The following is a 22,698-nucleotide window of genomic DNA, read 5'->3' as shown; positions in this document are numbered from 1 at the left end:
ATCTAGGAAGTATTTTTTATTGTTACAGAAAAGAAAAATGAAAGAGCCTATTTATCACTGTATTTGAAGTAGTTTCTTTACGGAATAAAGCTTTTGTTTAATGGAGTTATTTTACAACCTAATCATAGGAAAGTGATTTATAGATGTGACAAAAGTACGTATTCACTTCTTAAATGTGTTGTCGATATTATAAAGGTAGGATAAATGTCTTAATTCTGTCATCTTATCTAGTAAAAATCACTTGTTTAAAAGGATGTTTATGTATACTATAATATTATAGGTTTGTCTATTTGATAAACTAACAGATATAATATGAAATCGCTTTAGGAGGAGGCCACCAAGATGATCAAGCGCTTTAAAAAAAAGAAAGAAAAGAAACCAAGGACCATCAAGTTTTTTAAAAGATTCAAAAGAAAAAGTAAGCCTGATAAGCTGAATAAGAAAAAAACCAGGAAATTTGACCTACATAATTTATCGATCGGTTGGAAATATGGATCTGTACTTATATTTATATTTATATTACTTGTTACCTCAACCATTTTAGTATCAGTTTCAATTAGGCAAGCACAAGAAGATATGAAGATATTAAATGTTCAAGCTGATCGAGCGATCCTAACAACTGAATTAAGTGATCTGATTCAATCAAAAGGTTTATCGGCGATGGGCTATGCACAATTTGGAAATGAAAGTCACTTAAAGGATTTTGAAGCAAAAAATGAAGAGATTTCTGAACGACTTGCTTATTTAGATGAACAGATCAGTGGAGATCAGCAGAATTCATTGTATAATGAAGTTCTCAACCATAATCAACAGTTAGATGATATGTTTTATGAAGAGATGACGACAACAGCTGGTGATGATGAAAATGTAATGCGCCTATACAGTAATCGCTATAATAACTTAACTTCAACCACCTCACTTTATTTAGAATATCTGCGAGATTTGATTATTGAAGATCGTGATATTGCAGCTGACAATGCAGAATCCAGTCAGAATTTTGCTCAAGTTATGTTGTTGAGCAGTATGGTTATTTCATTTATAGTTGCTTTTATTATCATTGTTTTTATTAGCCGACATGTCTCGAAAAATTTAAAAGCTGTTGTAACTATGAGTGACCGCATTGCGTCTGGTGATTTAACGGCACCAGATATTTATTACCAAGGAAATGATGAAACAGGTCGATTGACTAGCTCAATTGATCAAATGCGACTGCAACTCACAACAATGATTGACTCAATTAAACAAACCTCACTGCTAGTAAGTAGTCAAAGTGAACAATTAAATCAATCAGCAGATGATGTAAAATCAGGTACAGAGCAAATTGCAGCTACAATGGAAGAGCTTGCATCCGGGACGGAAACACAAGCAAATTTTGCTGGTGATTTAGCAGGAACAATGAAAGAATTTGCTGAAAAGATTGGTTCTATTAATAAAAGCAGTGAAACTATTAATGCGTCATCAAGTGATGTACTGAAAGAAACAGATTTAGGTAATGAATATATGGATAGATCGATCAAACAAATGAATAGCATTGATCAAATTGTTAAAGATGCTGTGACGAAAGTGGAAGGGCTCGATAAACAGTCACAACAGATTTCTCGGCTTGTTGCAGTAATTAAAGATATTGCCGATCAAACTAATTTACTTGCACTTAATGCAGCCATTGAAGCTGCCAGAGCGGGTGAACATGGTCTTGGCTTTGCTGTCGTTGCTGATGAAGTTAGAAAACTGGCTGAGCAAGTAGGGGATTCAGTTGTAGATATTACCGAAATTGTTGGTACGATCCAGACAGAATCTAAAGCTGTCTCCACCGCTCTAGAACAGGGGTATAATGAAGTAGCTCAAGGTGCTGAGGATATTGAGGCAACAGGGGTTCGCTTTAAAGCTATTGAGGGAGCAATTTCAACCATGACGGCACATGTTCAAACAGTGATGTCAGGCTTGGAAGAGTTGAATAATGATTCTGAAAAAATGAACGGAGCTGTTCAAGAAATTGCTTCAATATCAGAAGAGTCCGCAGCGGGTGTTGAAGAAACATCAGCCTCAGCAGAAGAAGCTTCAAGCTCGATGGAAGGTGTAGCAAATGGTGCAAGCACATTACTCGATTCGGCTAAGGAATTAAGAGAATTAGTTCAACAATTTAAAATGTAAGTAAGATAAATGAAAAATAAGGCTGGGGCAAAACAAAACAGTTTATTCTAGATACGAACAAACACGATATGGATATAGTGGAAATGACCGCAGATGAGATATGTTCCACTTTCCTGTGGGCAAGGAGGCGTACAGGACGTTGGTCATGCAAATGTTTTCGGTGGGGCGAGTAATCGCAGTCCCAGGCGTTGTCACAGGACGTGACGAAGTTAGCCTGCCTTGAGCTAACTTTGCCAAGCAAAAAGCACTTGTCAAAGTGGATCTCAAGCTCACGCTTTTCCCACGGGAGTTTACACATATCTCATCTGCTAGATAGCGACTTTTACCTTAATAATTATTGACTTTCAATAGCTTATAAAATCAATTTCACCTTGTGGTTTTGCTCTGTTAAGTTTACTTATTCGATAAGAACGACTTGTCTAAGTGAAGATAAGCAACGGGGGAGACTTCTGCTTGAATAGGACAAGGAAGGCTTCGTCAGCAATACATCGCACGAAGAAAATTGTCTTTTATTTTCGAGGATGAGCTGAAGATCCACTTGAGGAGCGAACTTTGCTACTCAAGTTAGCTGAAGCCATCCCCGCGAAAAGCGAACCCGTTGCTTTTCGGAACGATTAGATACTCCAAATTTTAATGAGTAAGAGTTAACTTGCAAAAAGCGAATGATTTATTCAATTTACTTGAATATCATTCGCTTTTTAAACGACTTAATTTACCTTTGTCCCAGCCGCGTTTTTATTATATTGTAGGAAAGGATATGATTTTATCCATAATAACAGATAGTATAAGTGTAGGTGTAAAATACTTCAAATTCTACAAAAGCGGTTTATACCTTAAGATGAATTTCACTTGATGGGCGTTTTCCTGCAAAATCTGTTAAAAGTTAACTTTATTTATATTGTAAAAGTTCTTCCTCGATTGCTAGACGGATATTATCAAGACAATCCTGAACATTTTTCCCTCTAATTCTACGCCCGTTTACTAAAGCAAAAGGTTTAAAGCGACAAAGCCCACAAAAAGAAAGACACTCACTGACAAGAACGGAAACTTCAGGGTATTCTGATTCTAATAATTGTTCAGTTTCAATCGTTTGTAGTAAATTACTTTCACAAATTTCTACAATTATAATGCCTATTGTCCCCACCCCTTTACTAGAATATGATATATTTAAACTATAATTTTAGAGTAATATATGAGCTTTGTCATTTAATATACATGAAAATTATTAAATTATAGACCATAAAGTTTAAAAAATAGTTATTTTATTAAGATTGTTATTTACTTCACAATCTATTTCCGATAATATATAAGGTAAGGGATGGTGTTATAAATGGGGAGAGAGAAATCAACAAGGCAATCAATTATGGAATTATTAAAGAAGCATAAGGAATTGTCCGTAAGTGGATTGAAGGAATTTTTAGATATTACTGAGATGGCAGTAAGAAAGCATTTGGTTAAATTACAAGCTGAAAAATTTATTACTTCGAGAACGGTTCGTCAACCGATGGGAAGACCGGTTATTTTTTATAGTTTAACGGTCGAGGGGCATGATACTTTTCCTAATAGTTATGATAAGATTGTTGTTGAAATTCTTCAAGATGTTCAAGAAAGTATGGGAAATGAAGCGATTGACATGCTTTTTAAAAATCGGGAAGAACGACTTCGAAAGAAATATCGTCGTCGTATATTCAAAGATGATCCCCTTGCTGACCGAGTTGGACAGTTAGTAGAAGTTCAGCAAGAAAACGGCTATATGGCTGAGTTTAGTGAATCAGATACAGAAGAGGACGAATCTAGTATTACTTTCGAACAGTTTAATTGCCCTATTGCCGCCATTGCAGATTGCTATGACAAGCCTTGTCAATATGAGCTTGAATTATTTAAAGAAGTGCTTGGGACTGATCAAATTGCTAGGGTGGAGTGTATTGCTAAAGGTGGAAAGAGTTGTAAGTATGTGATTAAAAATGATTCTATAACCAATAAAGAAACAAATCCCTCTTAATCTTCCGAGAGGGATTTTCATAAATAAGTTATAATTTTTCAATTTCATTGACTAAAGTTCCAAACATACGTTGAATAGCCTTTTGTTGCTTTATGGATAATTGAGTAACTTGCTCTAGCTGTTCTTTTAAAATAGGATTTTTGACTAAGTAATTAACTAGGTCTAAGAAGGATTCATCAATCGTCAATTCTTCCTCTATATTTGCTTGATAGAATTGTTGAAAATCACTTAAAAGCTGATCAGCATGTTCATTCATTCCAAGCAAATGATCAATTGTTTGGTGAAAAACTTGACTTAATTTTATTAAAGCAGGTAAATCAGGTAAAACATCACCATTTTCCCACTTTGCAATCACGGATCGTGAAATCTTCAGCTCATTAGCAAGCTGTTGTTGAGTCCAGTTATATTGTTTACGATAATATTTTATATTTGCAGCTAATTGTTGGGCAGCCATTTTATCACTCACTATCGTTACTATCACTACTTTTTTTATCCTATCATGTTTGAAGCCATTTTTAGGGCTTTTGTTGTTCTTAATAGGAACATATAGTACAATGTTCTTATTAAGAACTGAGAGAGGTGATTAAATGGTAGCATGTCTACTATTCAAGATTGAAAAGTGGAACAAAAAAGGATTTAATTTACAAATGCCACATTCAATAATTCGTATTATTGAATTACTAACACTCCCTGACTATCCTGGATGTCTTTGCTTACATTTACAGGTGGATGAGAAAATCCCGATCTGGCAAATGGCACTAGATCTAGAATCGGAAAATATAATGACAGGATATGGCTTCGGGTCTACTTTTGCTGAGGCAAAAGCTGAAGCAATGACAACACTATCCAAAAGAATCAATGAAAATGAATGTCAAATAACGATTCATAGCAAATGATCTTCTATTAAAATAGTTTTTACTCTAGATGTTATCCATGCCGATAATATCTTTTTTTTGAATCTAATTAACATGATATAATGATCAAGAGAGGTGATCTAGGTGTCAAAAGTCACAAGGATAGCTACACAGAAGAATAATAAAAATCGTTATAATATTTTTATTAAGGAAGCAGCAGAAAAAGAAGAACGGTATGCTTTTAGTGTTGAGGAAGAAACGCTAATAAATGAAGGATTAAAAAAAGGTCAAACATTAGATCAGCCGACAATAGATATGTTAATGGCTAAAGATAACCTGCATAAAGCATATAACCAAGCTTTAAGCTACTTAAGTTATCGAATGCGTTCGGTTAAGGAGTTAATCGTTTATTTAACTGAAAAGGAAGTTGAAGAAGAGCAAATTCACATCATTGTCAATCGTTTAAAAGAACAAAAGATTCTGGATGATCAAGCTTTTGCAGAAGCCTATGTATCTACGAAAATAAAAACAACTTTTAAAGGGCCGGAGCAAATCAAGAGGGAGCTTGTTCAAAAAGGAATAGTGAATGAACAAATTGAGTATGCCTTAATGCAGTATGAAGAAGCTGAGCAAGTAGAACTCATTAGAAATTGGTTAGATAAGCAAACAAAGAAATCAACTCGACGTTCACATAGACAAGCTTTTCTAAAAATGAAACAGCAATTAATTCAAAAAGGTTTCCAACATTCAGTCATTGAGCGTGCTATTCAAACAAAGGAATTAGAGAAAGATGAACAGCAAGAATGGGAGGCTCTTGTCTATCAAGGAGAAAAAGTCTTAAAACGATACCGTTCAAAAGCTGAAGGTTATATTCTTATCCAAAAGGTTAAAGGAGCGCTCTATCAAAAGGGATTCCCTCAGGATCAGATCGAGCATTTTGTTGATCAATATATTAAAGACTAAAGATCTGAATGAAATCAGAGTAGAGAAATTAATAGGTAGACAAAGGAGAATGGTAGTTAGAATAAGTCAAGTTTCCCGGTTACATACTTGTTCGAATGGTGGCAAAATATAAATAATATCCTATTAAGATCCAATACTGATAATTTCATCTATCCTTTTTTGATTAGAATAACATTTATTTAACCAGAAAGAAAAACACATCACAATGGATGTGTTTATATGTCTTCTATTAATAATTTATCTTGAAGTTTCTGTTCAGAGAAAATCCAACCTGTAAAAGATTTGAGAATTCGATAATCTTTCGTTATCTTAACAACAGCTACGAAAGGATAATGATCCTTGGATCGATAGCGCAAGTCGATAAATCTCACTTCTGTATAATTTTCATATTCTCTTTGTTCCCAGCGATACACCTTAGAGAAGGATAAAAAAGCTGATACGTTAGGATCTGATTTAGCTATTCTGATCAATTTATTATTTGGAACGGGCTTCCTATCAAACATATCGACAATTTGAATATTTCCATCAATGGCTCGTGCGACATAAAACTTATCCTTAGTCGTTACGGCTAATCGCCAGACCTTTTGATTAATTGTTGGTGAGGTAAAGATTCCTTCAACATCTGAATAGGAAAGGCGAATTTTTCTTTCCAGTACTTTTTTCTGCCAGAAACGCTTTAGGTAATAGAGAAAAAGTAGACAGTAAATACTGATAAAAGTTTTTGCAGGATCTGCTCCCAGTAACCAAATAACGAAACCCATGATATGTGCAGAAAAAATAATTGGGTCAAATGTGTTAATGAAACCAAGACCAATCCATTTTTTGGTGAAGGGTCTAAAAGCTTGAGTACCATATGCATTGAAAAGATCAACAAAAATATGCAGAAATACAGCTAAAGCAGTCCACCTCCAAATATTTAAAAAAGGTAAACCTGGGACAATTAAGTAAATGACGCCTGAAATTAATAATCCCCAAAAAATCATTAATGGAATTGAATGTGTGATACCTCTATGATGACGTAGATAAACGGCATTGTTCCTTAATTTTAAGATAGTATCAAAATCTGGTGCGTGTGAGCCTATGATGGTTCCAGCCATAACAGCACTGAAAAATATCGGATCTTGTTGTACAATGGGATCAATTGTAGCAATTCCGCCAATGGCAATTCCCATTGCGATGTGGGTTCCGGTATCCATTTATGCTGGCCCCTTTCAATTATTTTGAGTTATCTATATCATTTAATTTAGTTGAAAAATAACCTATACTTATTAGTAGCCATTTTTTAAACAGGTTAAACCTTACTTTAATAATCATACGAGAACATAAATAAAGGGTGACAGTTATGAACATAAGTTCTTTTAATAAAAAAGCTTTTCAAACGGATTTAATTAAATGGTTTGAGCAGAATAAACGTCAATTGCCTTGGCGTGAAGATCAGGATCCTTATAAAGTATGGGTATCAGAGATTATGCTCCAACAAACACAAGTGGATACAGTCATCCCATATTTCGAGAACTTTATTGAAAAATTTCCTGATCCGAATAGTCTTGCAGACGCTGACCAACAAGAAGTTTTAAAAGCTTGGGAAGGACTCGGTTACTACTCAAGAGCACGCAATTTGCAATCAGCTGTTCAAGAAGTAAAAGAAACATATAATGGCGAGGTTCCAAGGGATCGTAAACAGCTAAGCAAGCTTAAAGGAATTGGTCCTTATACATTGGGAGCGATTATGAGTATCGCCTATGATGCTCCAGAGCCAGCTGTTGACGGAAATGTCATGCGTGTTATTTCTAGGGTTTTCGAAATTGAAGCAGACATTGCAAAAGCTAAAACAAAAAAGGTATTTGAAGCATTGATTAGAGAAATTATTTCAACCGAAGATCCATCAAGTTTTAATCAAGGTTTGATGGAATTGGGAGCATTGGTCTGCCGCCCGAAAAATCCCAAATGTGAACTTTGCCCGATTCAAGCGCATTGTCAAGCTTATCAACAAAATAGTCAAACTAAATATCCTGTCAAATCAAAAAATAAAAAACAACAGTCTTTTTCTTATTATGTGTTTGTTTTAGAAAATAAATCAGGGGAAATTTTAATTGAAAAACGGCCTGAAACTGGATTGTTAGCAGGGCTTTGGCAATTTCCTATGGTTGAACAAGGGGAGATTGATCAAAAATTACTAATTCCATTTGCAGAAGAATTGTTTCAAACAAATATTATTGAAATGGATCAATTAGAGTCCATTAAACACATTTTTTCTCACGTCACGTGGTCAATGGATGTTTTTCATTTAAAAATAGATGCGATTGCTTTTGAAAGAAACTCTCAACAACTTGTTAAACATGCACAGTTAGACAAATATCCTTTCCCCGTACCGCATCAAAAGATCATTAAGCAATTGTAATTTATTTTATGTTGTTTTTTGAATAGCCTCTGTAAAAATGGTTACATTAAACGTTGTGGAGGTGATATCAAATGGCTAGAAACCAAAATCAAAACCAAAACCCAGGCAAAACAAATGCTGAGGAAGTAAAACGCCAAAACCAGCAAGCACAACAAGGTCAAGGACAATATGGAACTGAGTTTGCTTCTGAGACTGACACAAAACGTGTCAAACAACAAAATAAAAAATCGCAACAAAATAAGCAATAACAGTCAATAATAATAATGAAAGAGCTATCGATTTATCGATAGCTCTTTTTGTGTGCGCCCTGCATGAATGAAAGCTTGGTGGTGAGAGACTACTACAGGCTTGGCAGTAGGAACTGTTAGCGAAAGGCAAGGTGGCTATCGTGAGGTAGTGGCTGAAGGAAGCTGGACGCAAACTCCCGAACTGACGAACAGAAACTAGATAGAAGGCTGGCTTAGGTCGGATGAGTCTGCGCAACAAGACAAAATCCAATACTGCCCGAAACCTATACAGTAAATCTAGCAGTTACGTGGGAGGAAAGTTTTCGTTCTTACCGGGGGAGGTCTTGTGAGGGTGACGTATAAGTTGAGTGATAACGAGCCGACACAACCAAGATGGTGACATCGTGGTGAATCACAAGAAGTCAGCAGAGGTCGTAGTAGTGTGAAAGGACCAAAACATGAAGGACCAAACAATAGTAATTTTGAAAGTCTAGGAGGTGTGAAAGGTGCGAGAACTGCAGAAAACAGGAGAATCTGGCTATCGACAGAGAGATAGTGTGGAACATGAAGGGTATGTCGAAGCGCATAGTGCCTTTCATGGTGAAAAGAACAATCAAAATGGTGTATCCAATCTGTTTGAAAGAATCCTGTCAAGGGATAATCTGAATCAAGCTTACCTTCAAGTGGTCAGAAATAAGGGTGCAGCTGGAGTAGATGGTATGACATACGACCAGTTGCTTCCATACTTGAGGGAACATAGGGAAGAATTATTAACACAGTTGCATCTTGAGAAATATAAACCTCAGCCCGTATTGCGGGTTGAAATTGACAAACAAGATGGTGGAACAAGAAAGCTGGGGATTCCTACCGTTATGGACCGAATGCTTCAACAAGCAATAAACCAAGTATTACAACCCATATTTGAACCGACGTTCTCCGATAATAGTTTTGGGTTTCGTCCAAAACGTAGTGCACATCAAGCTATCATACGGGCAAAATCGTACTACGAACAAGGGTACAAATATGTGGTGGACTTGGACATGAAAGCCTACTTCGATACAGTAAATCATGATAAACTAATGCACTTTGTGGAAAAACGGATAACGGATAAACGAGTACTACGCTTGATAAGACAATATTTATTAAGTGGAATCATGATTGATGGGATCTTTGAAAAATCGGAGGAAGGAACACCACAAGGCGGATTATGCAAAGCTTCGCATAAACCACCTTATGCAAAGTATTATGTTATGCAAAGTAAACTTCAAAAAACCTATGGATAAAGGGCTATTCTTCCATTTACTTTGCATAATATCTATTTTATTTTAATTCAGAAAGCCAAGAAAGAAGCGCTTGATCTCTATTCCAATCCGGTAGATCGCTATTAATCAAATCCGGATAAACATTTTCAAGAGCCTTTCTTTTTGTCTCTGTATCCGTTCTGGCATAGATTTCAGTTGTTTTTAAATCCACATGACCAAGGAAATCACGAATGTATATTAAGTTGACGCCGGCTTGCAATAAATGCATAGCTTTTGAATGACGAAACATATGTGGTTTTACTTTTGCAGGTATCATCGTAGAAGACTTTTGTGCTTCTGCCACATATTTTGAAATAATATAAGCTATTCCTTCCTTGGTAAGCTTGTTATGTTGGCTGTTAGAGAATAAAGGATATTCATTTTTCCATGGTTTATCGAGCTGATGTTCAACAATATAGTGCTCCAACAACGATACCGTATTTTTCATAAGAGGTACACGTCTTATTTTATTTCCTTTTCCGTTTAATACAATGACTGCCGGCACCTCCAAAATGACATCCCTGACAGTAATATCAATTAGTTCCTGTACTCTGGCTCCTGTATCATACAACACACTCATGAGTGTCAGGTTGCGTCGTCCCTTGAGGGAATGTTTATCTGGCTGCTCTAAAAGAAGTTTCATTGCCTCAGGTGTCAGGTGCTCCACCATTGTTTTCTTTACCTTTTTAGTTGGGATGGCGATGACTTTTTGGAAGTGAAAGAGCCCATCGGGCTCTTCAGCCTGTACGTATCGGAAAAAGGAATGAATGGCGGAAAGTCTTTGGTTTCGGGTAGAAATGCTACATTTTCGCTCTTTCTCCAACCATTCTAGGAATTCTATCAGTAAGCCATTCGAAAGAACGCTCATCGTTATTCGTTCTGCTGGTATATTTTTCGTTTCTTGACAATACCTAATTAAGAGTTTAAATGTATCCCGATAGGAGTGAATGGTGTTTTTACTCACATTTTTCTGGGATGGCAAGTAACTTGAAAGAAAGTTCGTGAGATGTTTGGCAAAATCAGTCGGTTTCAACCACATCGCCTCCCAGTACCGGAATCACCTTCGGAAATTGTGTTTCCAATTTTAAAGTAATATTCGGAAACACATCGGCAGTCATGCGCAAGTAATAGGCGGTTTCTTCAAACGTATCGTGTCCCATATATGTTTTCAGTACCGGAAGGTAAGCTGTTAAATCTTTTTCCTGTTCCGTCCATTTTTTTAGGCAGTGAACGGCATAAGTATGTCGAAAATCATGAACACGAGGACCTTTCCCTCTGCCGCCGTGCGAAATATTGGCACCCCATAGAAATTTGCGAAAGTTCTTATATACATTTCCTATAGTCATCGGTTTTCCACCAAAAGCAGGGAAATAATAGTCTTCGACTTTTGAAAATTGGTGTACCTTATCTGAATAATGCCGACAGCGTTCGGTTAGAGGTTTTGACATAGGTATCATTCTACTATTATCTTTCTTGGATTGATGGACGATGAGAATGCCGTTTTCAAGGTCAACGTCAGCCAATTTTAAAAGTCGTGCTTCTGATGATCTTAGACCGCACATGTAAATCATTCGAAAAAATACAGGCATAATGAGATGTTGATACGGACATTCGGAACAGTACTTGCATTTCTCGGTTTCAGTAAAGAACTTAGTAAGTTCCTCCGTTGTATAAATATACGGAGTATATTGTTGCCCTTTCGAAAAGTATCCTTTAGGAAGAATATAAGCATTCGCTCCAACAGAATCCATATACTTCGCAAACTGGCGCATGATGGATGCACGTGAAGATTGGTTAGCCTGAGCCTCATACGTTTTTTTGCTGCACCAATCTAACACAATTTCCTTTGTTAAATCGATTGCATCAGGGTATTTTTCCAATGTAAATTGATCGAAACGCTTAAGGTGACAAGCATTTGTATCATATTTATATCCTACTGCTTTTTTCAATTCCACGTGATTTTGAAGGTGTTCTTTTAAAGGACCTTTATATTGGATATCACTCATAGACAGATACCTCCTCAAAATCAAGCGCACATTCTTTCAACTTTTCGATGTCTGTTTTCAGATAGACAGCTGTTGAGTTCGTATCAATATGCCCCAGGATATCTGAAATGGTGGAAAGCGGTGTTTCTTTTTCCAAAAGCATACTAGCCATTGTATGTCGCAGTGAATGCATACCTCTTCGTTTTTTCAACTTTGGAATACGTGCTTGTTCCATGTATCTACTAATCAGTTGATTTAAATGATCGGCTTCTGAAAATGGACCAAACGGGGCCATGTGTTTGACGAATAGGTAGGGACTTTCTATGTTTGGTCGTCCGTATTTGAGATAATCGATCACGGCCCAGCCCACCTCCGGTGTCAAGGGAAGAGATAGGGGTTCTCTTGTCTTAGATTGGGTGAAGACTAGCTGCTTTTCTTCCCATCGGAAGTGCTCCATTTTCAAATTTTTAATATCCGTACAACGCAAACCCAGAAAACTTGCCATTAAAATAATGGCGTAATCACGTTTGCCTTTTGGGCTTCCTTTATCAATGGCAGCGATTAATTTTTCTAACTCATCTTTTGTCCATACAGACGGAATACGAGTTTGTTTTCTAGCTTGGACCATCGGTGTTTTTGAGGCAAAATCTTTATCTGTCTCACCAATTTCCAAAAGAAACCGGAAAAAAGCACGTATCGAACAAATTACTTGTTCCACCGTTTTATAGGCATAACCAGCTAATGTTTTGATATAGTCATTAATCAGAGTGAGGTTGATATCTTTGCACGCATTTACAGATTGAGAGACAAGATAATCCATAAACCGTTCTGATTGTTTGACATAGTGGTCGATAGTTACCTTAGAATAATTTTGATTCTCACAATATTGCTTAAACTGATGACTTAGCTCAATATAATAGTCATCCGTCAAAATTTCCTTGTGCTTATAATATCGACGTAAGATAGTACGGTGTAACTGAAAGTTACCAATCATCCGGATAACACGCAGTTCTTGTGTTTCTGGCTGCGATAATCTGCGCTCAAAATTTTTCTCAAGAATTTGAAAATGTTTTTCAATAAAATCGATACCTAATTGTTCTGTATAGTAGGTTTCACCTCGATCCTGAGCGAAATGCAGGAGCATTTGCCATCTCCTGCGGTAGAACTGCATGGTACCTTGACTATAACCAAGTCGCAACATTTCCTTCTCCAAGTCATGAATTAGTTCATCCAATGGACTCTTTTGCATGAAACATTCCTCCAAAAATGATATTTGAGCGTTAAGCCCTTATTATCATTTCCGGATATTATGCAAAGTAAATTGATTGTAACTATTGATTTCTCAGGGATTCTATTACATACTTCGCATAATTACTTTCTTTGCATAAGGGGGAAACCTGTCTCCGTTACTCAGTAATATTTACTTAAACGAATTAGACCAGCTATTGGAGAAACGAGGACATCGATTCGTGCGTTACGCAGATGACTGTAACATTTATGTAAAAAGTAAAAGAGCAGGTCAGCGAGTAATGAAAAGTATTACGAAATTTCTCGAGACGGATTTGAGTCTTACAGTGAATCGGGAAAAGAGTGCGGTGGGCAGCCCTTTGAAACGAAAGTTTCTAGGCTTCTGTCTCCTCGTTACAAAGAAAGGTGTTCAAATCCGTCCCCATTATAAAGCAAAAGTAACCGTTAAACAGAAACTTAGACGGATTACCAAACGTAATCGTGGACGAAGTATCGATGTGATTCTAAAAGAAATCCAGCAGCTTATGACAGGGTGGATAAACTACTATGGCATAGGAGAAATGAAAGGATTTATGAAGAATCTAAACGGGTGGCTGAAGCGAAGGATTAGACAATGTATCTGGAAACAGTGGAAAAATCCACGCACAAAGAGAAAGAATCTAATTCATCTAGGTATCGATAAACGGAAAGCTTATGAATGGTCGAATACAAGAAAAGGCTACTGGGTCATATCTGGTAGCTATGTACTCCATCGTTCCTTGACAGATAAAGAACTGGCATCGAGAGGATATAAAGATATCGCTCTTCAATACCAGTTCGTACACTCAAACTATTGAACCGCCGTATACGGAACCGTACGTACGGTGGTGTGAGAGGGGCGGAAAGCTACTTAGCTTTTCCCTCTACTCGATAAAAATGTGCTATTGAATTATTTCTGAGCAGGATATATTTAGTTGAGGTTAATTTTTCTGTAACTTTCTCATGAGGATAAGAAAGTTAGCTTAGTCATACGATAGAAGTGTCAGCTGAAGACTATCCGCTTTCTACAGGTATAGAGAACTACAAGATGTAGATTATTTAGGTGTTGGGACTAGCATTCGGAATAAAAAGGGCATTTATTTTCAGTGTGATGGCACAAGAGCATTCCTATGTATGATTATTTCTCCCATCAAAAGCTGTGTTATAAGGTATGACTCAATTAGCCTGCTTTCGGCTATCAATCAAACCCAAAACACTTGACTAAATGGATTTTCAACTTGCATTTTTCCCAATAGAACTAAGTGTTTTTAGATATTTGAGGTCTAACTTATTCACTTTTTAGGTGAGTTTAAAAAAATTTAATTAGATAAAGGTTAATGATATACGTCATGTTCTGTGATGAATAATTTGAAAGAAGTTTTTTATTTACACTTTATCACAGATAACCGTCCGTAAAACTCCCGCCTCAAAATAGAAGAAAGAAGTAATTTTATTTAGGCGGGAGATAACGGACGCTAATGTCCTGAATCACTCAACTAAACATTCAGTGGGAGAAGAGCGAAAACTCCCACTGATTGAAGTTTCGTTTTATTTAGTGAAAAGTAAAAATATTTTTATTCTTGCTTAATAAAAGCTATAATGAGAATAGCTTTAGAAATAGAAAGGAAGAATATAATGGCTGTCCCAGAACAAGGTTCACCCATAAAAATTCACAGCTATAAACACAATGGGCAGCTCCATCGCACTTGGCAAGAAACGATTATTTTAAAAGCGACAAGCACGCGGGTGATTGGTGCAAACGATCGAACACAAGTGAGGGAAAGTGATGGTCGGGATTGGATTACTCGAGAACCGGCTATTTGTTTTTTTTATTCAAAGTATTGGTTTAATGTGATCAGTATGCTTAGGGGAGATGGTATTCACTATTATTGTAATATTAGCTCACCTTTTGTATATGAATCCGGGGCGGTAAAATATATTGATTATGATCTTGATATTAAAGTTTTTCCGGACATGACTTATACGTTACTTGATAAAGACGAATATGACCTTCACCGTCAGCAAATGAACTATCCACAAGTGTTAGATCGGATTTTATGGAATAATGTTGATCACTTAATACAAATGATTCACCAAAGAAAGGGCCCATTTTCATTTGAACATATCGAACGATGGTACGAGCTTTTCTTAACGTATCGCTCGTATTAGCCACAGCAAAAAATGACCTAAATTCACCTTTAAGTGACTTTAGGTTATTTTTTCCTTTTCCTATACATACAATAAATTTTTAATCTAAATCTCGCTTTGGGATGATTTTAAACTTTTCATCTGAATGAAAGTGATCATAACTATTCAATAGGGATTGTAAATGTGAGAGTTCTCGGTAATAAGTCATTAATTTCGTTGCTAAAGGGAGAAAAATTAAGTAATCACTTTCATTCTCTTGATAGAGATTCAGTAATGCATCGATGAACTCAGAGATTTTTTCAGATTTGGCAATGCTTTGGTCATAGCGTTTAATTTTGCCTATAAAGCTCAGTAACATGTGCTCATGTCGGTGAATAACGAGATCAATTTCTTGGACAAGTTTAGTCTGAATGTCCTTTGGAATCATATTTGTTCGATTATCAAGGGTTTGAATTGTCTTTAACAAATCAAAGCTAGCATGACTTACTTTAATTAATTGTCTAAATAAAACTAGCTTTCGCGCTCGCATAAGTCGATTTTTTTGTAAATAAACACGTTCCTCCGAAAAAAGTAAATAAAGCTCATCCATGCGTCTTAATTCACCATTAATCCGTTTCATTTCTTTTTTTAAAGAAGGGTCGTCTGATAAATGCCGAGTAGTCACCCTGAGCCATTGTAAAATTTCTAATGTCAAATGTTCAATATGCTGGAACAAAGTTGATTCATATTTAGGTGGGATAAAAACAAGATTAACAACGAAAGCTGAAAGAATACCCAACATCAGTGATGAAAACCGTAGTAGACCAAATTGGTAAATCTCCATCATCGTTGTTTCCATCACAGAAATAACAGCAATCAATGCGATAGAGACCGCACTTTTTTCTAATTTAAAAAATCGACAAAGAATGATAACAATCACAACAGATATTCCAACGACAATGGCTTCATTTCCTAACAGGTAAGAAAGGACAATCCCAGTAGTTACTCCTACGAAATTAGCGTGAAGCTGTTTAATCGTTATTTTAAATGATTGATATATCGAAGGCTGAATCGCAAATACCGCCGCAAAGCCTGCAAAAACTGTTGATGGAAAGCCAATGAGTGAAGCACAGTATAATGCAATGGCAACAGCCAATCCTGTTTTAAACATTCTAGCTCCTAATTTCATTAGAGCAGAGCCTCCCTTAACTTAAGAAGATACTTCTTCCTATATGTTATTTCCTTAAAAGGTCGTTATTAAACAAAAAGGACCTTTAATGAGAAATTCTCAGAAAAGGCCAAGTTTCATGCTTTGAAGGGAAGTCATACAAATTGACAAATAAAGCATGAGTTGAAAAATAAATTTCAAAAATTATCATAGCATATTCTGAATGGATTATCAATTTAAAATAAATGAATATTCACAATTTTATAAAAAACTTGAAATGTGATCTGGTCTTAAAAAAGAATAGCTGTTTAAACCGTTTAATTATAGTGTCATTTATTTAAATAAGCTATTTAATGTTTATCACAGATAATCGCCCGTAAAACTCGGGACAACAATGGGTTTCGGTGGCAAATCACTACGGCGGGACGAGTAGTTGTATTAAGGAAGGCTACAAATTATTTGCATCGCAAAACTAAGTGCCTTACTTAGCCTGAATCCCAGTGCCAATCAGTAGGAGAAGAGGGAATGCAGACTAAAACCGTCACATCCTGGGACTGGGGTTGTGATTACTCGCCCTACCGAAGACACTTGCGGTTACTCGTCCCATCGAAAAGACTTGTGACAACATCTGGGACTGCGTTACTCGTCCCATCGAAAACATTTGCGCTAGCATTTCCTATGCATTGAAAACCTCCCACTGTTCCTATGCATTGAAAACTTCCTATTGATTGAAGTTTCGTTTTATATAAGAATTATTAAATCGGTATTTTTTAGATGTAATTAAGAACTGCTCTTAATACTAAACCAATTTCTGATAAGAGTTAACAGGATAAATAAAAAGAAGTTCAGAGATTGTGTGCATATAAATTCATTTTTATGAATTTATAATCATTTTCCGCATAGTCTAGAATGTCATACTTTATAGGCTATTAACAAATTTATCATTTAATGAGTTAAATAGCACAAATTGTTTTAGTGAGTTTAACATCCCTTTTTTTCGGGTATAATTTATTAGCACCTTGATCAAAAGATCAATTAATTATTTTTAATTAAGATGGAAAGCAGATAACTTGTCAAGCAGTTAGAAATTGGATAAGCTGTTTTTAATACGATTAAAGGAAAGGAAGGCTGATCATTATGATTAAAGTGGGCGATTCTGTTCCTAATCTACCATTAATAACAAGTGAAGGTGAGAGAATATCATTACCGGATTTTAAAGGTGAGGTTGTTGTATTATATTTTTACCCAAAGGATAACACGCCGGGATGTACTGCTCAAGCATGTTCATTCCGTGATAACCATGATAAATTTTCACAATTAAACGCAACAATAATTGGAGTAAGTCCTGATTCAAAAGAAAGTCACGAATCATTCAAAGAACAACATGATTTACCTTACACACTTATTGTTGATGAGAAGTATCAGCTGGCAGAAAAATTTGGGGTTTGGACATTAAAGAAAAAATCAGGACAGGAGTATTATAGTAATCAACGTTCTACATTTATTATTGATCGATCAGGCATTGTTCAAAAAGTATTTTTAGATGTTCAATTAGACGGACATGTTGAAGAGGTCTTACAAGCTGTTCGAGAAATTGAAGGATAATAGATGATTAGCGCTAGTTCTTATTTTATTAGGACTGGCGCTTTCAACTGATATAGCAATTTTTTATTAAACTTCTTAATTTTAGGGGATATTAAATTATATATAATGAGAGATGAGGGGGGATTGTTTATGCTTATCTTATCTAGTACTAGGTTTACTGAAGATATAGAACAGCAACTTAAGAAAGATTTTGAGAAAGTCACCTTTAAATTCATGGACAATATTGATCAGGCAAGTGAATACCTGTCAGAAGCAGATGTTTTGCTAACTTATGGCAGCGATATCGAAGTCAAACATATTGATCAAGCTAAACAGTTAAAGTGGATTATGGTTATGTCAGCAGGGATAGATAAAATGCCAAATGAGCGTATTCAACAGCGAAATATTTTGATGACAAATGTTCGAGGGATACATAAAATACCGATGGCGGAATATGCTTTAACGATGCTGTTAAGTCATTATAAAAATCATCTAGCCTTGGCTGAGCGACAGCAAAATAAGGTTTGGGATAAAACAATAGAGATGCGTGAAATAGCAGGTTGTACATTAACGATTGTAGGTGCTGGTGCTATTGGTGAAGAGGTGGCGCGTCTTGGTCAAGCCTTTCAAATGGAAACAATTGCAGTGACAAAAGCTGGTGGAACACGTCCTTATTTTGATCATGTCTATCAAAATAGTTCAATAAAAAGTGCTTTAGAGACTGCTGATTTTGTTGTCTCTATCTTACCAAGTACAAAGGAAACGGAGGGATATTATCAAGATGATCATTTTAAATGGATGAAAAGTAGAGCTATCTTTTTAAATATGGGTAGGGGAAATGTAGTAGCTGAAGAGACACTTTTAAAAGCCTTGAATGACAATCAAATTGAACATGCTATCTTAGATGTAACCCAAACAGAGCCATTACCGCAAGAAAGTCCATTGTGGACTCATGAAAAAGTAACACTTACCCCACATATATCAGGTAAGTCAGAGCAATATGTACCTCGAGCAATAGAAATATTTCGTGAAAACTTAGTCAGTTTTATTAAGGAAGGATCTGTTTCTGTAAATCAAATAAATCTTGACAGGGGGTATTAACATGCAAATATATACGAGGACAGGAGATCAAGGGGAGACGTCTTTAATATATGGAGAAAGAATTGGCAAGAACCATTTGCGTGTTGAAGCTTATGGAACATGTGATGAAGCGAATGCAGTTATCGGTGTAGCTTTAAGTACAATTGATCAAGGAATTTCTTGGTCTCTATCAGAGCGGAAAACGTTTCTTTATTGGATGAAAAAAGTTCAAACACTACTCTTTCATGTTGGCTCAGAATTGTCGACACCAAAAGGTAAAGATGTGCCTTGGCAAATTACCCAAAAACATATTGACCAAATGGAGGATGCTATTGATAATTGGGAAAAGCAAATCCCTTCTTTAACTCAATTCATTTTACCTAATGGTCATCAAACAAGTGCCATGTTACACCAAGCCAGAACAATTGTAAGGAGAGCTGAACGCCAAGTTGTTAGTTTGAAGGATGAAATTAATCCACTTGTATTGGTATTTTTGAATCGTCTATCTGATCTGTTATTTGTTAGTGCAAGATATGTGAATGCGTTTAGTGCATTTGAAGAGGAAAGTTTTCAAGTAGAGTAAAAGCAGATATTTGATATTCACCTTACTTTTTTTAATAAAAGGTTGTTTTATTGACATAAGAACGTATTATGGTTAAACTAATTATAAGAATTATAAAGTAATAATGGCAATTATTGAATAATGAAACTTATATAAAATGAAAAATTAGCCTGTCGTTTTTAATATAGTAGAGTATTAATTCTCAATAATATGAGGATTAATGGTTACAATGGTCAATAATAATTCCTTTAAATTTATTTTAATGAAAGCGAGGTGGATGGTCATGCATGAACATCATGAGCATAATGAACTGCAAGAAGCGGTAGAACGTCTAAAACAATCAGGAGTTCGTATTACTCCGCAGCGTTTTGCAGTGCTAGAATTTCTAGTTAATGCAAAAACACATCCAACAGCTGATGAAATTTATAAAGCATTGGAAGGTAAATTTCCAAATATGAGTGTTGCAACGGTTTATAATAATTTACGTGTTTTCAAAGAAATTGGTCTTGTGAAAGAGCTAACCTATGGAGATGCCTCGAGTCGTTTTGATTATTCAACATCCAGGCACTACCATGTGATTTGTGAGTCGTGTGGTAAAATTGTTGACTTCCATTACCCAACCTTGGATGAAGTTGAATCATTAGCTGAAAAGGTTACTGGTTTTACAATAAGTCATCACCGTATGGAGATCTATGGAACTTGTCCAGACTGTAAAAATAAAGCTTAATGAATATAAAGAACACCTCCATTATTATGGGTTGAAGTAATAGAGGTGTTTTTAATTTGTTTTATCACAGATAACCGTCCGTAAAACTCCCACTGATTGAAGTTTCGCTTTATAATTTAGAAGCGGGTGATTTAAGCAAGTGCTTTTGGACGGGACAAGTCATCGCGTTATAGAAGGCTACTGTACAATCATATCGTAAGAATTAGTATTATCTTTATTTTGAGTCCCCCAAAAAATTATTCGACGAAGTAGAAATTTAAAAATTTCAAGTAGAAGAAAGCATACCTTTGCTAAAAAAGATTAAGTGAAAATAAGCTTCTCAAAGGTGTTAATACGATAAATTAATTTTTAAACCGTATAATATATATTGTAGGTCATGCACAATTTAATATTTAGCCCAACTAAAATATTTTTCAAGTTAGAGTAAAATGTTTGTGGGAGTAAATTTTCCCTGTCATGGGTGTTAAAGTCGTTAGACTTTAACACCCATGACAGGGGCACCAAGCGAAAGCGCGGTAGTAGATAAGTCGTTTGAGATGAAAAAGAGGACCTTATTTTATATAGTTAAGTTTACGACAAACAAAAACTATAGAAAGAGGTCCTCATATGAAAGATATCATATCTCAGCTGACAATGAAAGAGTTAGAAGAAATAATATACCGTACCTTACAAGAAAGTTTTTCACAGATGATGTCAAAAATCCTTCAGGAGTTTGATCAGGCGATTGCTTTAGGAAGAGACAAACAAAGATTTTACTTAAAAGATAAACGTACGTTATCGTTTGAATCTGTTTTTGGACAAGTCGAGCTGAAGAGAAATTATTACCAAGATAAAGTAACAGGGAAATATGTGTACTTATTAGATCAATATTTAGCCTTTGATGGAACAAAAGGAATGAGTCCAGTCGTGCAAGATTTGGCGATTGAACTAGCTGTCACAGGTGCTTCCTATCGACAAGCTGGAAAGGTACTCGAAAGGTTCTTAGGGTATCCTGTCATCAGTCATGAAGGGATCCGTCAACAGCTTTTGCATACGGAAGTGGTTCCAGAAGAGTCTGTCCCCCTTGAACAAGATGTTTTATTCGTTGAAGTGGATGGCTTAAATACAAAGAGCCAAGAGAAAGGGAAAAAAGGAAGAGAACTTAAAATAGCAAGTACCCATCAAGGATGGGAGATGAATGGCAAGCGAGCGAAACTCATCGAGAAACGTCATTTTATTCATGAAGGCAACGGTCCATTTTGGGAAGCGTTTGAGACCTATCTGATGACCACTTATGAATATGACCCAACGCGACACCATCTCGTCATCAATGGAGATGGAGCGAATTGGATCACGTCTTGTCGAGACTATTTCCAGAAGAACGCTACTTTTGTCATTGATCGTTTTCATGTCGCTCGTGATGTCCGCCTGATCTTTCGAGGGCATCCAAGATCCCGTTCGATCCAAAAGAAGCTAGCTGTTTATGATTGGGAAGGGTTTATGGTGGAATTAAATAGTGCAGTGGGGACACTGGAAAATGAAAAGAAGGAAGAAGAGTTGGAAGCCTTAATCGCTCAGCTCTCAAAGTATCCGAAGGCACTCGGAGATTACCGTAAAAAATTAGAGAGAAAAGGGATAGATATAACCGGTTTTCGCCCAATGGGTAGTGCAGAAGGAACCATGAGTGTGTTTGCGAGAAGACTCAACCACGGTCGTAGCTGGAGTGATCGAGGGCTTGATAAATTCGTCGATGTCATGGTGGCTCTAAAAGACAATTTAGAGATTAAAACGTTACATGGAATCCTTGAGCAAACGCAGGCATTCACTGAAGAGCCCAAAGCTGAAAAGCCACCTAAACACTTCGTTGAGAAGCTGAAAAACAGTGCGACAGAAGCCACTCGTCAGAATTTAGGTTATTTGAAACAAGCAATGGGGGCTCCTATTACAGAAGCTCTGAAAGGTTTAAGAGGATTTTAAAAAGTTAAAATAGCTTTTCTTTTAAAGGAATACAGGAGTGACAACGCTGCCAAATCATAGGCTAAAAACAATATAAAATAAGGGACATAAAAAAACTCCCACAAATACTTGACACAATCATTTTTCAAAAAAAGATTGGCTAAAATAAAAAAACATGATATAGTTATAAACGTTGCTTGAAGCAAGAGTATCGAAGCAATGCTTTCGAACTAGAGTTTGTCTGAATAAATCTTAAGTGATTATTTTTATAGTTAAAATTTGGATGAGATTTTCTTTTAAAAAATGATTGACAAATGCATCTGGATTATCATATACTATAAAAGCTGTCGCAAAAAAAGACGGCA

At 36.0% G+C, this 22,698-nt stretch carries 21 protein-coding genes; 14 read left to right on the top strand and 7 right to left on the bottom strand.

What is annotated here, in order from left to right:
- The first annotated feature begins 342 nt into the window (after positions 1-342).
- Positions 343-2,151, top strand: coding sequence for a methyl-accepting chemotaxis protein (locus tag ACS127_RS18160; protein WP_440896399.1), 1,809 nt, complete (start codon positions 343-345; stop codon positions 2,149-2,151).
- An 889-nt stretch (positions 2,152-3,040) separates the two neighbouring features.
- On the opposite strand, the gene ACS127_RS18155 is transcribed toward ACS127_RS18160, so the two are convergent.
- The gene (locus ACS127_RS18155) at positions 3,041-3,286 is read right to left on the bottom strand and encodes a DUF1450 domain-containing protein (protein WP_440898181.1); all 246 of its coding nucleotides are present in this window, start codon (positions 3,284-3,286) and stop codon (positions 3,041-3,043) included.
- 195 nt (positions 3,287-3,481) lie between these two features.
- Between ACS127_RS18155 and ACS127_RS18150 the strand changes: the two genes are divergently transcribed.
- A complete protein-coding gene (locus ACS127_RS18150) occupies positions 3,482-4,153 on the top strand; it encodes a helix-turn-helix transcriptional regulator (protein WP_440896398.1) in 672 nt (223 codons plus the stop codon).
- A 28-nt stretch (positions 4,154-4,181) separates the two neighbouring features.
- Here the strand turns inward: ACS127_RS18150 and ACS127_RS18145 are convergent, their stop codons facing one another.
- Positions 4,182-4,634 carry a helix-turn-helix transcriptional regulator gene (locus ACS127_RS18145; protein WP_440896397.1) on the bottom strand — a complete coding sequence of 151 codons (453 nt, stop codon included), beginning with the start codon at positions 4,632-4,634 and terminating at the stop codon, positions 4,182-4,184.
- Between the two features lie 106 nt (positions 4,635-4,740).
- On the opposite strand from ACS127_RS18145, the gene ACS127_RS18140 reads away from it, so the two are divergent.
- Both ACS127_RS18140 and recX read left to right on the top strand, forming a co-directional pair.
- Positions 4,741-5,049 (top strand): hypothetical protein, encoded by a 309-nt coding sequence (locus ACS127_RS18140; RefSeq protein ID WP_440896396.1) that lies wholly within the window; start codon positions 4,741-4,743, stop codon positions 5,047-5,049.
- 102 nt (positions 5,050-5,151) lie between these two features.
- Complete coding sequence (gene recX, locus ACS127_RS18135; RefSeq protein WP_440896395.1) at positions 5,152-5,970, top strand: recombination regulator RecX; 819 nt, start codon at positions 5,152-5,154, stop codon at positions 5,968-5,970.
- Between the two features lie 215 nt (positions 5,971-6,185).
- Here the strand turns inward: recX and ACS127_RS18130 are convergent, their stop codons facing one another.
- Entirely contained in the window at positions 6,186-7,166 is a 981-nt protein-coding gene (locus ACS127_RS18130) for a metal-dependent hydrolase (RefSeq protein WP_440896393.1), read from the bottom strand.
- Positions 7,167-7,312: 146 nt separating this feature from the next.
- On the opposite strand from ACS127_RS18130, the gene mutY reads away from it, so the two are divergent.
- From mutY to ACS127_RS18115, 3 genes are all read left to right on the top strand, one after another.
- Positions 7,313-8,371, top strand: coding sequence for an A/G-specific adenine glycosylase (gene mutY / locus ACS127_RS18125; protein WP_440896392.1), 1,059 nt, complete (start codon positions 7,313-7,315; stop codon positions 8,369-8,371).
- Between the two features lie 71 nt (positions 8,372-8,442).
- Positions 8,443-8,619, top strand: a complete 177-nt coding sequence (locus ACS127_RS18120; RefSeq protein WP_440896391.1) for a gamma-type small acid-soluble spore protein — start codon at positions 8,443-8,445, stop codon at positions 8,617-8,619.
- Between the two features lie 485 nt (positions 8,620-9,104).
- Positions 9,105-9,881, top strand: coding sequence for a reverse transcriptase domain-containing protein (locus ACS127_RS18115; protein WP_440896390.1), 777 nt, complete (start codon positions 9,105-9,107; stop codon positions 9,879-9,881).
- Between the two features lie 37 nt (positions 9,882-9,918).
- Here ACS127_RS18115 and ACS127_RS18110 read toward each other — a convergent pair whose 3' ends face one another.
- From ACS127_RS18110 to ACS127_RS18100, 3 genes are read right to left on the bottom strand one after another with little or no spacing between them, the layout of a single operon-like run.
- Positions 9,919-10,938, bottom strand: coding sequence for a tyrosine-type recombinase/integrase (locus ACS127_RS18110; protein ID WP_440896389.1), 1,020 nt, complete (start codon positions 10,936-10,938; stop codon positions 9,919-9,921).
- Positions 10,919-11,905, bottom strand: coding sequence for a tyrosine-type recombinase/integrase (locus ACS127_RS18105; protein ID WP_440896377.1), 987 nt, complete (start codon positions 11,903-11,905; stop codon positions 10,919-10,921). The genes ACS127_RS18110 and ACS127_RS18105 overlap by 20 nt, the downstream gene beginning before the upstream one ends.
- Positions 11,898-13,133, bottom strand: coding sequence for a site-specific integrase (locus tag ACS127_RS18100; RefSeq protein WP_440896378.1), 1,236 nt, complete (start codon positions 13,131-13,133; stop codon positions 11,898-11,900). The genes ACS127_RS18105 and ACS127_RS18100 overlap by 8 nt, the downstream gene beginning before the upstream one ends.
- Positions 13,134-13,281: 148 nt before the next feature.
- Between ACS127_RS18100 and ACS127_RS18095 the strand changes: the two genes are divergently transcribed.
- Entirely contained in the window at positions 13,282-13,968 is a 687-nt protein-coding gene (locus tag ACS127_RS18095; RefSeq protein WP_440898180.1) for a group II intron maturase-specific domain-containing protein, read from the top strand.
- Positions 13,969-14,785: 817 nt separating this feature from the next.
- A complete protein-coding gene (gene ntdP, locus ACS127_RS18090; protein WP_440896388.1) occupies positions 14,786-15,319 on the top strand; it encodes a nucleoside tri-diphosphate phosphatase in 534 nt (177 codons plus the stop codon).
- 79 nt (positions 15,320-15,398) lie between these two features.
- Here ntdP and ACS127_RS18085 read toward each other — a convergent pair whose 3' ends face one another.
- Positions 15,399-16,466 carry an FUSC family protein gene (locus tag ACS127_RS18085; RefSeq protein WP_440896387.1) on the bottom strand — a complete coding sequence of 356 codons (1,068 nt, stop codon included), beginning with the start codon at positions 16,464-16,466 and terminating at the stop codon, positions 15,399-15,401.
- Positions 16,467-17,579: 1,113 nt separating this feature from the next.
- On the opposite strand from ACS127_RS18085, the gene bcp reads away from it, so the two are divergent.
- The 5 genes from bcp (at position 17,580) to ACS127_RS18060 (ending at position 22,354) form a co-directional block, all read left to right on the top strand.
- Positions 17,580-18,050, top strand: coding sequence for a thioredoxin-dependent thiol peroxidase (gene bcp, locus ACS127_RS18080; protein ID WP_440898179.1), 471 nt, complete (start codon positions 17,580-17,582; stop codon positions 18,048-18,050).
- A gap of 129 nt (positions 18,051-18,179) precedes the next feature.
- Positions 18,180-19,130, top strand: coding sequence for a D-2-hydroxyacid dehydrogenase (locus ACS127_RS18075; RefSeq protein ID WP_440896386.1), 951 nt, complete (start codon positions 18,180-18,182; stop codon positions 19,128-19,130).
- 1 nt (position 19,131) lies between these two features.
- Positions 19,132-19,692 (top strand): cob(I)yrinic acid a,c-diamide adenosyltransferase, encoded by a 561-nt coding sequence (locus ACS127_RS18070; RefSeq protein WP_440896385.1) that lies wholly within the window; start codon positions 19,132-19,134, stop codon positions 19,690-19,692.
- Positions 19,693-19,948: 256 nt separating this feature from the next.
- Complete coding sequence (gene perR, locus ACS127_RS18065; RefSeq protein WP_440898178.1) at positions 19,949-20,398, top strand: peroxide-responsive transcriptional repressor PerR; 450 nt, start codon at positions 19,949-19,951, stop codon at positions 20,396-20,398.
- A gap of 606 nt (positions 20,399-21,004) precedes the next feature.
- Complete coding sequence (locus ACS127_RS18060) at positions 21,005-22,354, top strand: ISLre2 family transposase (protein ID WP_440895073.1); 1,350 nt, start codon at positions 21,005-21,007, stop codon at positions 22,352-22,354.
- Positions 22,355-22,698 lie beyond the last annotated feature (344 nt).

This window comes from Amphibacillus sp. Q70 (genome assembly GCF_052055485.1).
Taxonomy (GTDB): domain Bacteria; phylum Bacillota; class Bacilli; order Bacillales; family Amphibacillaceae; genus Amphibacillus.
This window is presented reverse-complemented; position numbering and strand designations above follow the sequence as displayed.

Excerpts from the sequence above, each read along its gene's own strand:
- ACS127_RS18150 (WP_440896398.1), top strand. The coding sequence starts at position 3,482 with ATGGGGAGAGAGAAATCAACAAGGCAATCAATTATGGAATTATTAAAG.
- ACS127_RS18060 (WP_440895073.1), top strand. The coding sequence starts at position 21,005 with ATGAAAGATATCATATCTCAGCTGACAATGAAAGAGTTAGAAGAAATA.
- ACS127_RS18160 (WP_440896399.1), top strand. The coding sequence starts at position 343 with ATGATCAAGCGCTTTAAAAAAAAGAAAGAAAAGAAACCAAGGACCATC.
- ACS127_RS18140 (WP_440896396.1), top strand. The coding sequence starts at position 4,741 with ATGGTAGCATGTCTACTATTCAAGATTGAAAAGTGGAACAAAAAAGGA.
- ntdP (WP_440896388.1), top strand. The coding sequence starts at position 14,786 with ATGGCTGTCCCAGAACAAGGTTCACCCATAAAAATTCACAGCTATAAA.
- ACS127_RS18085 (WP_440896387.1), bottom strand. The coding sequence starts at position 16,466 with ATGAAATTAGGAGCTAGAATGTTTAAAACAGGATTGGCTGTTGCCATT.
- ACS127_RS18110 (WP_440896389.1), bottom strand. The coding sequence starts at position 10,938 with ATGTGGTTGAAACCGACTGATTTTGCCAAACATCTCACGAACTTTCTT.
- ACS127_RS18100 (WP_440896378.1), bottom strand. The coding sequence starts at position 13,133 with ATGCAAAAGAGTCCATTGGATGAACTAATTCATGACTTGGAGAAGGAA.
- ACS127_RS18070 (WP_440896385.1), top strand. The coding sequence starts at position 19,132 with ATGCAAATATATACGAGGACAGGAGATCAAGGGGAGACGTCTTTAATA.
- ACS127_RS18105 (WP_440896377.1), bottom strand. The coding sequence starts at position 11,905 with ATGAGTGATATCCAATATAAAGGTCCTTTAAAAGAACACCTTCAAAAT.
- mutY (WP_440896392.1), top strand. The coding sequence starts at position 7,313 with ATGAACATAAGTTCTTTTAATAAAAAAGCTTTTCAAACGGATTTAATT.
- ACS127_RS18130 (WP_440896393.1), bottom strand. The coding sequence starts at position 7,166 with ATGGATACCGGAACCCACATCGCAATGGGAATTGCCATTGGCGGAATT.
- ACS127_RS18120 (WP_440896391.1), top strand. The coding sequence starts at position 8,443 with ATGGCTAGAAACCAAAATCAAAACCAAAACCCAGGCAAAACAAATGCT.
- ACS127_RS18075 (WP_440896386.1), top strand. The coding sequence starts at position 18,180 with ATGCTTATCTTATCTAGTACTAGGTTTACTGAAGATATAGAACAGCAA.
- perR (WP_440898178.1), top strand. The coding sequence starts at position 19,949 with ATGGTCATGCATGAACATCATGAGCATAATGAACTGCAAGAAGCGGTA.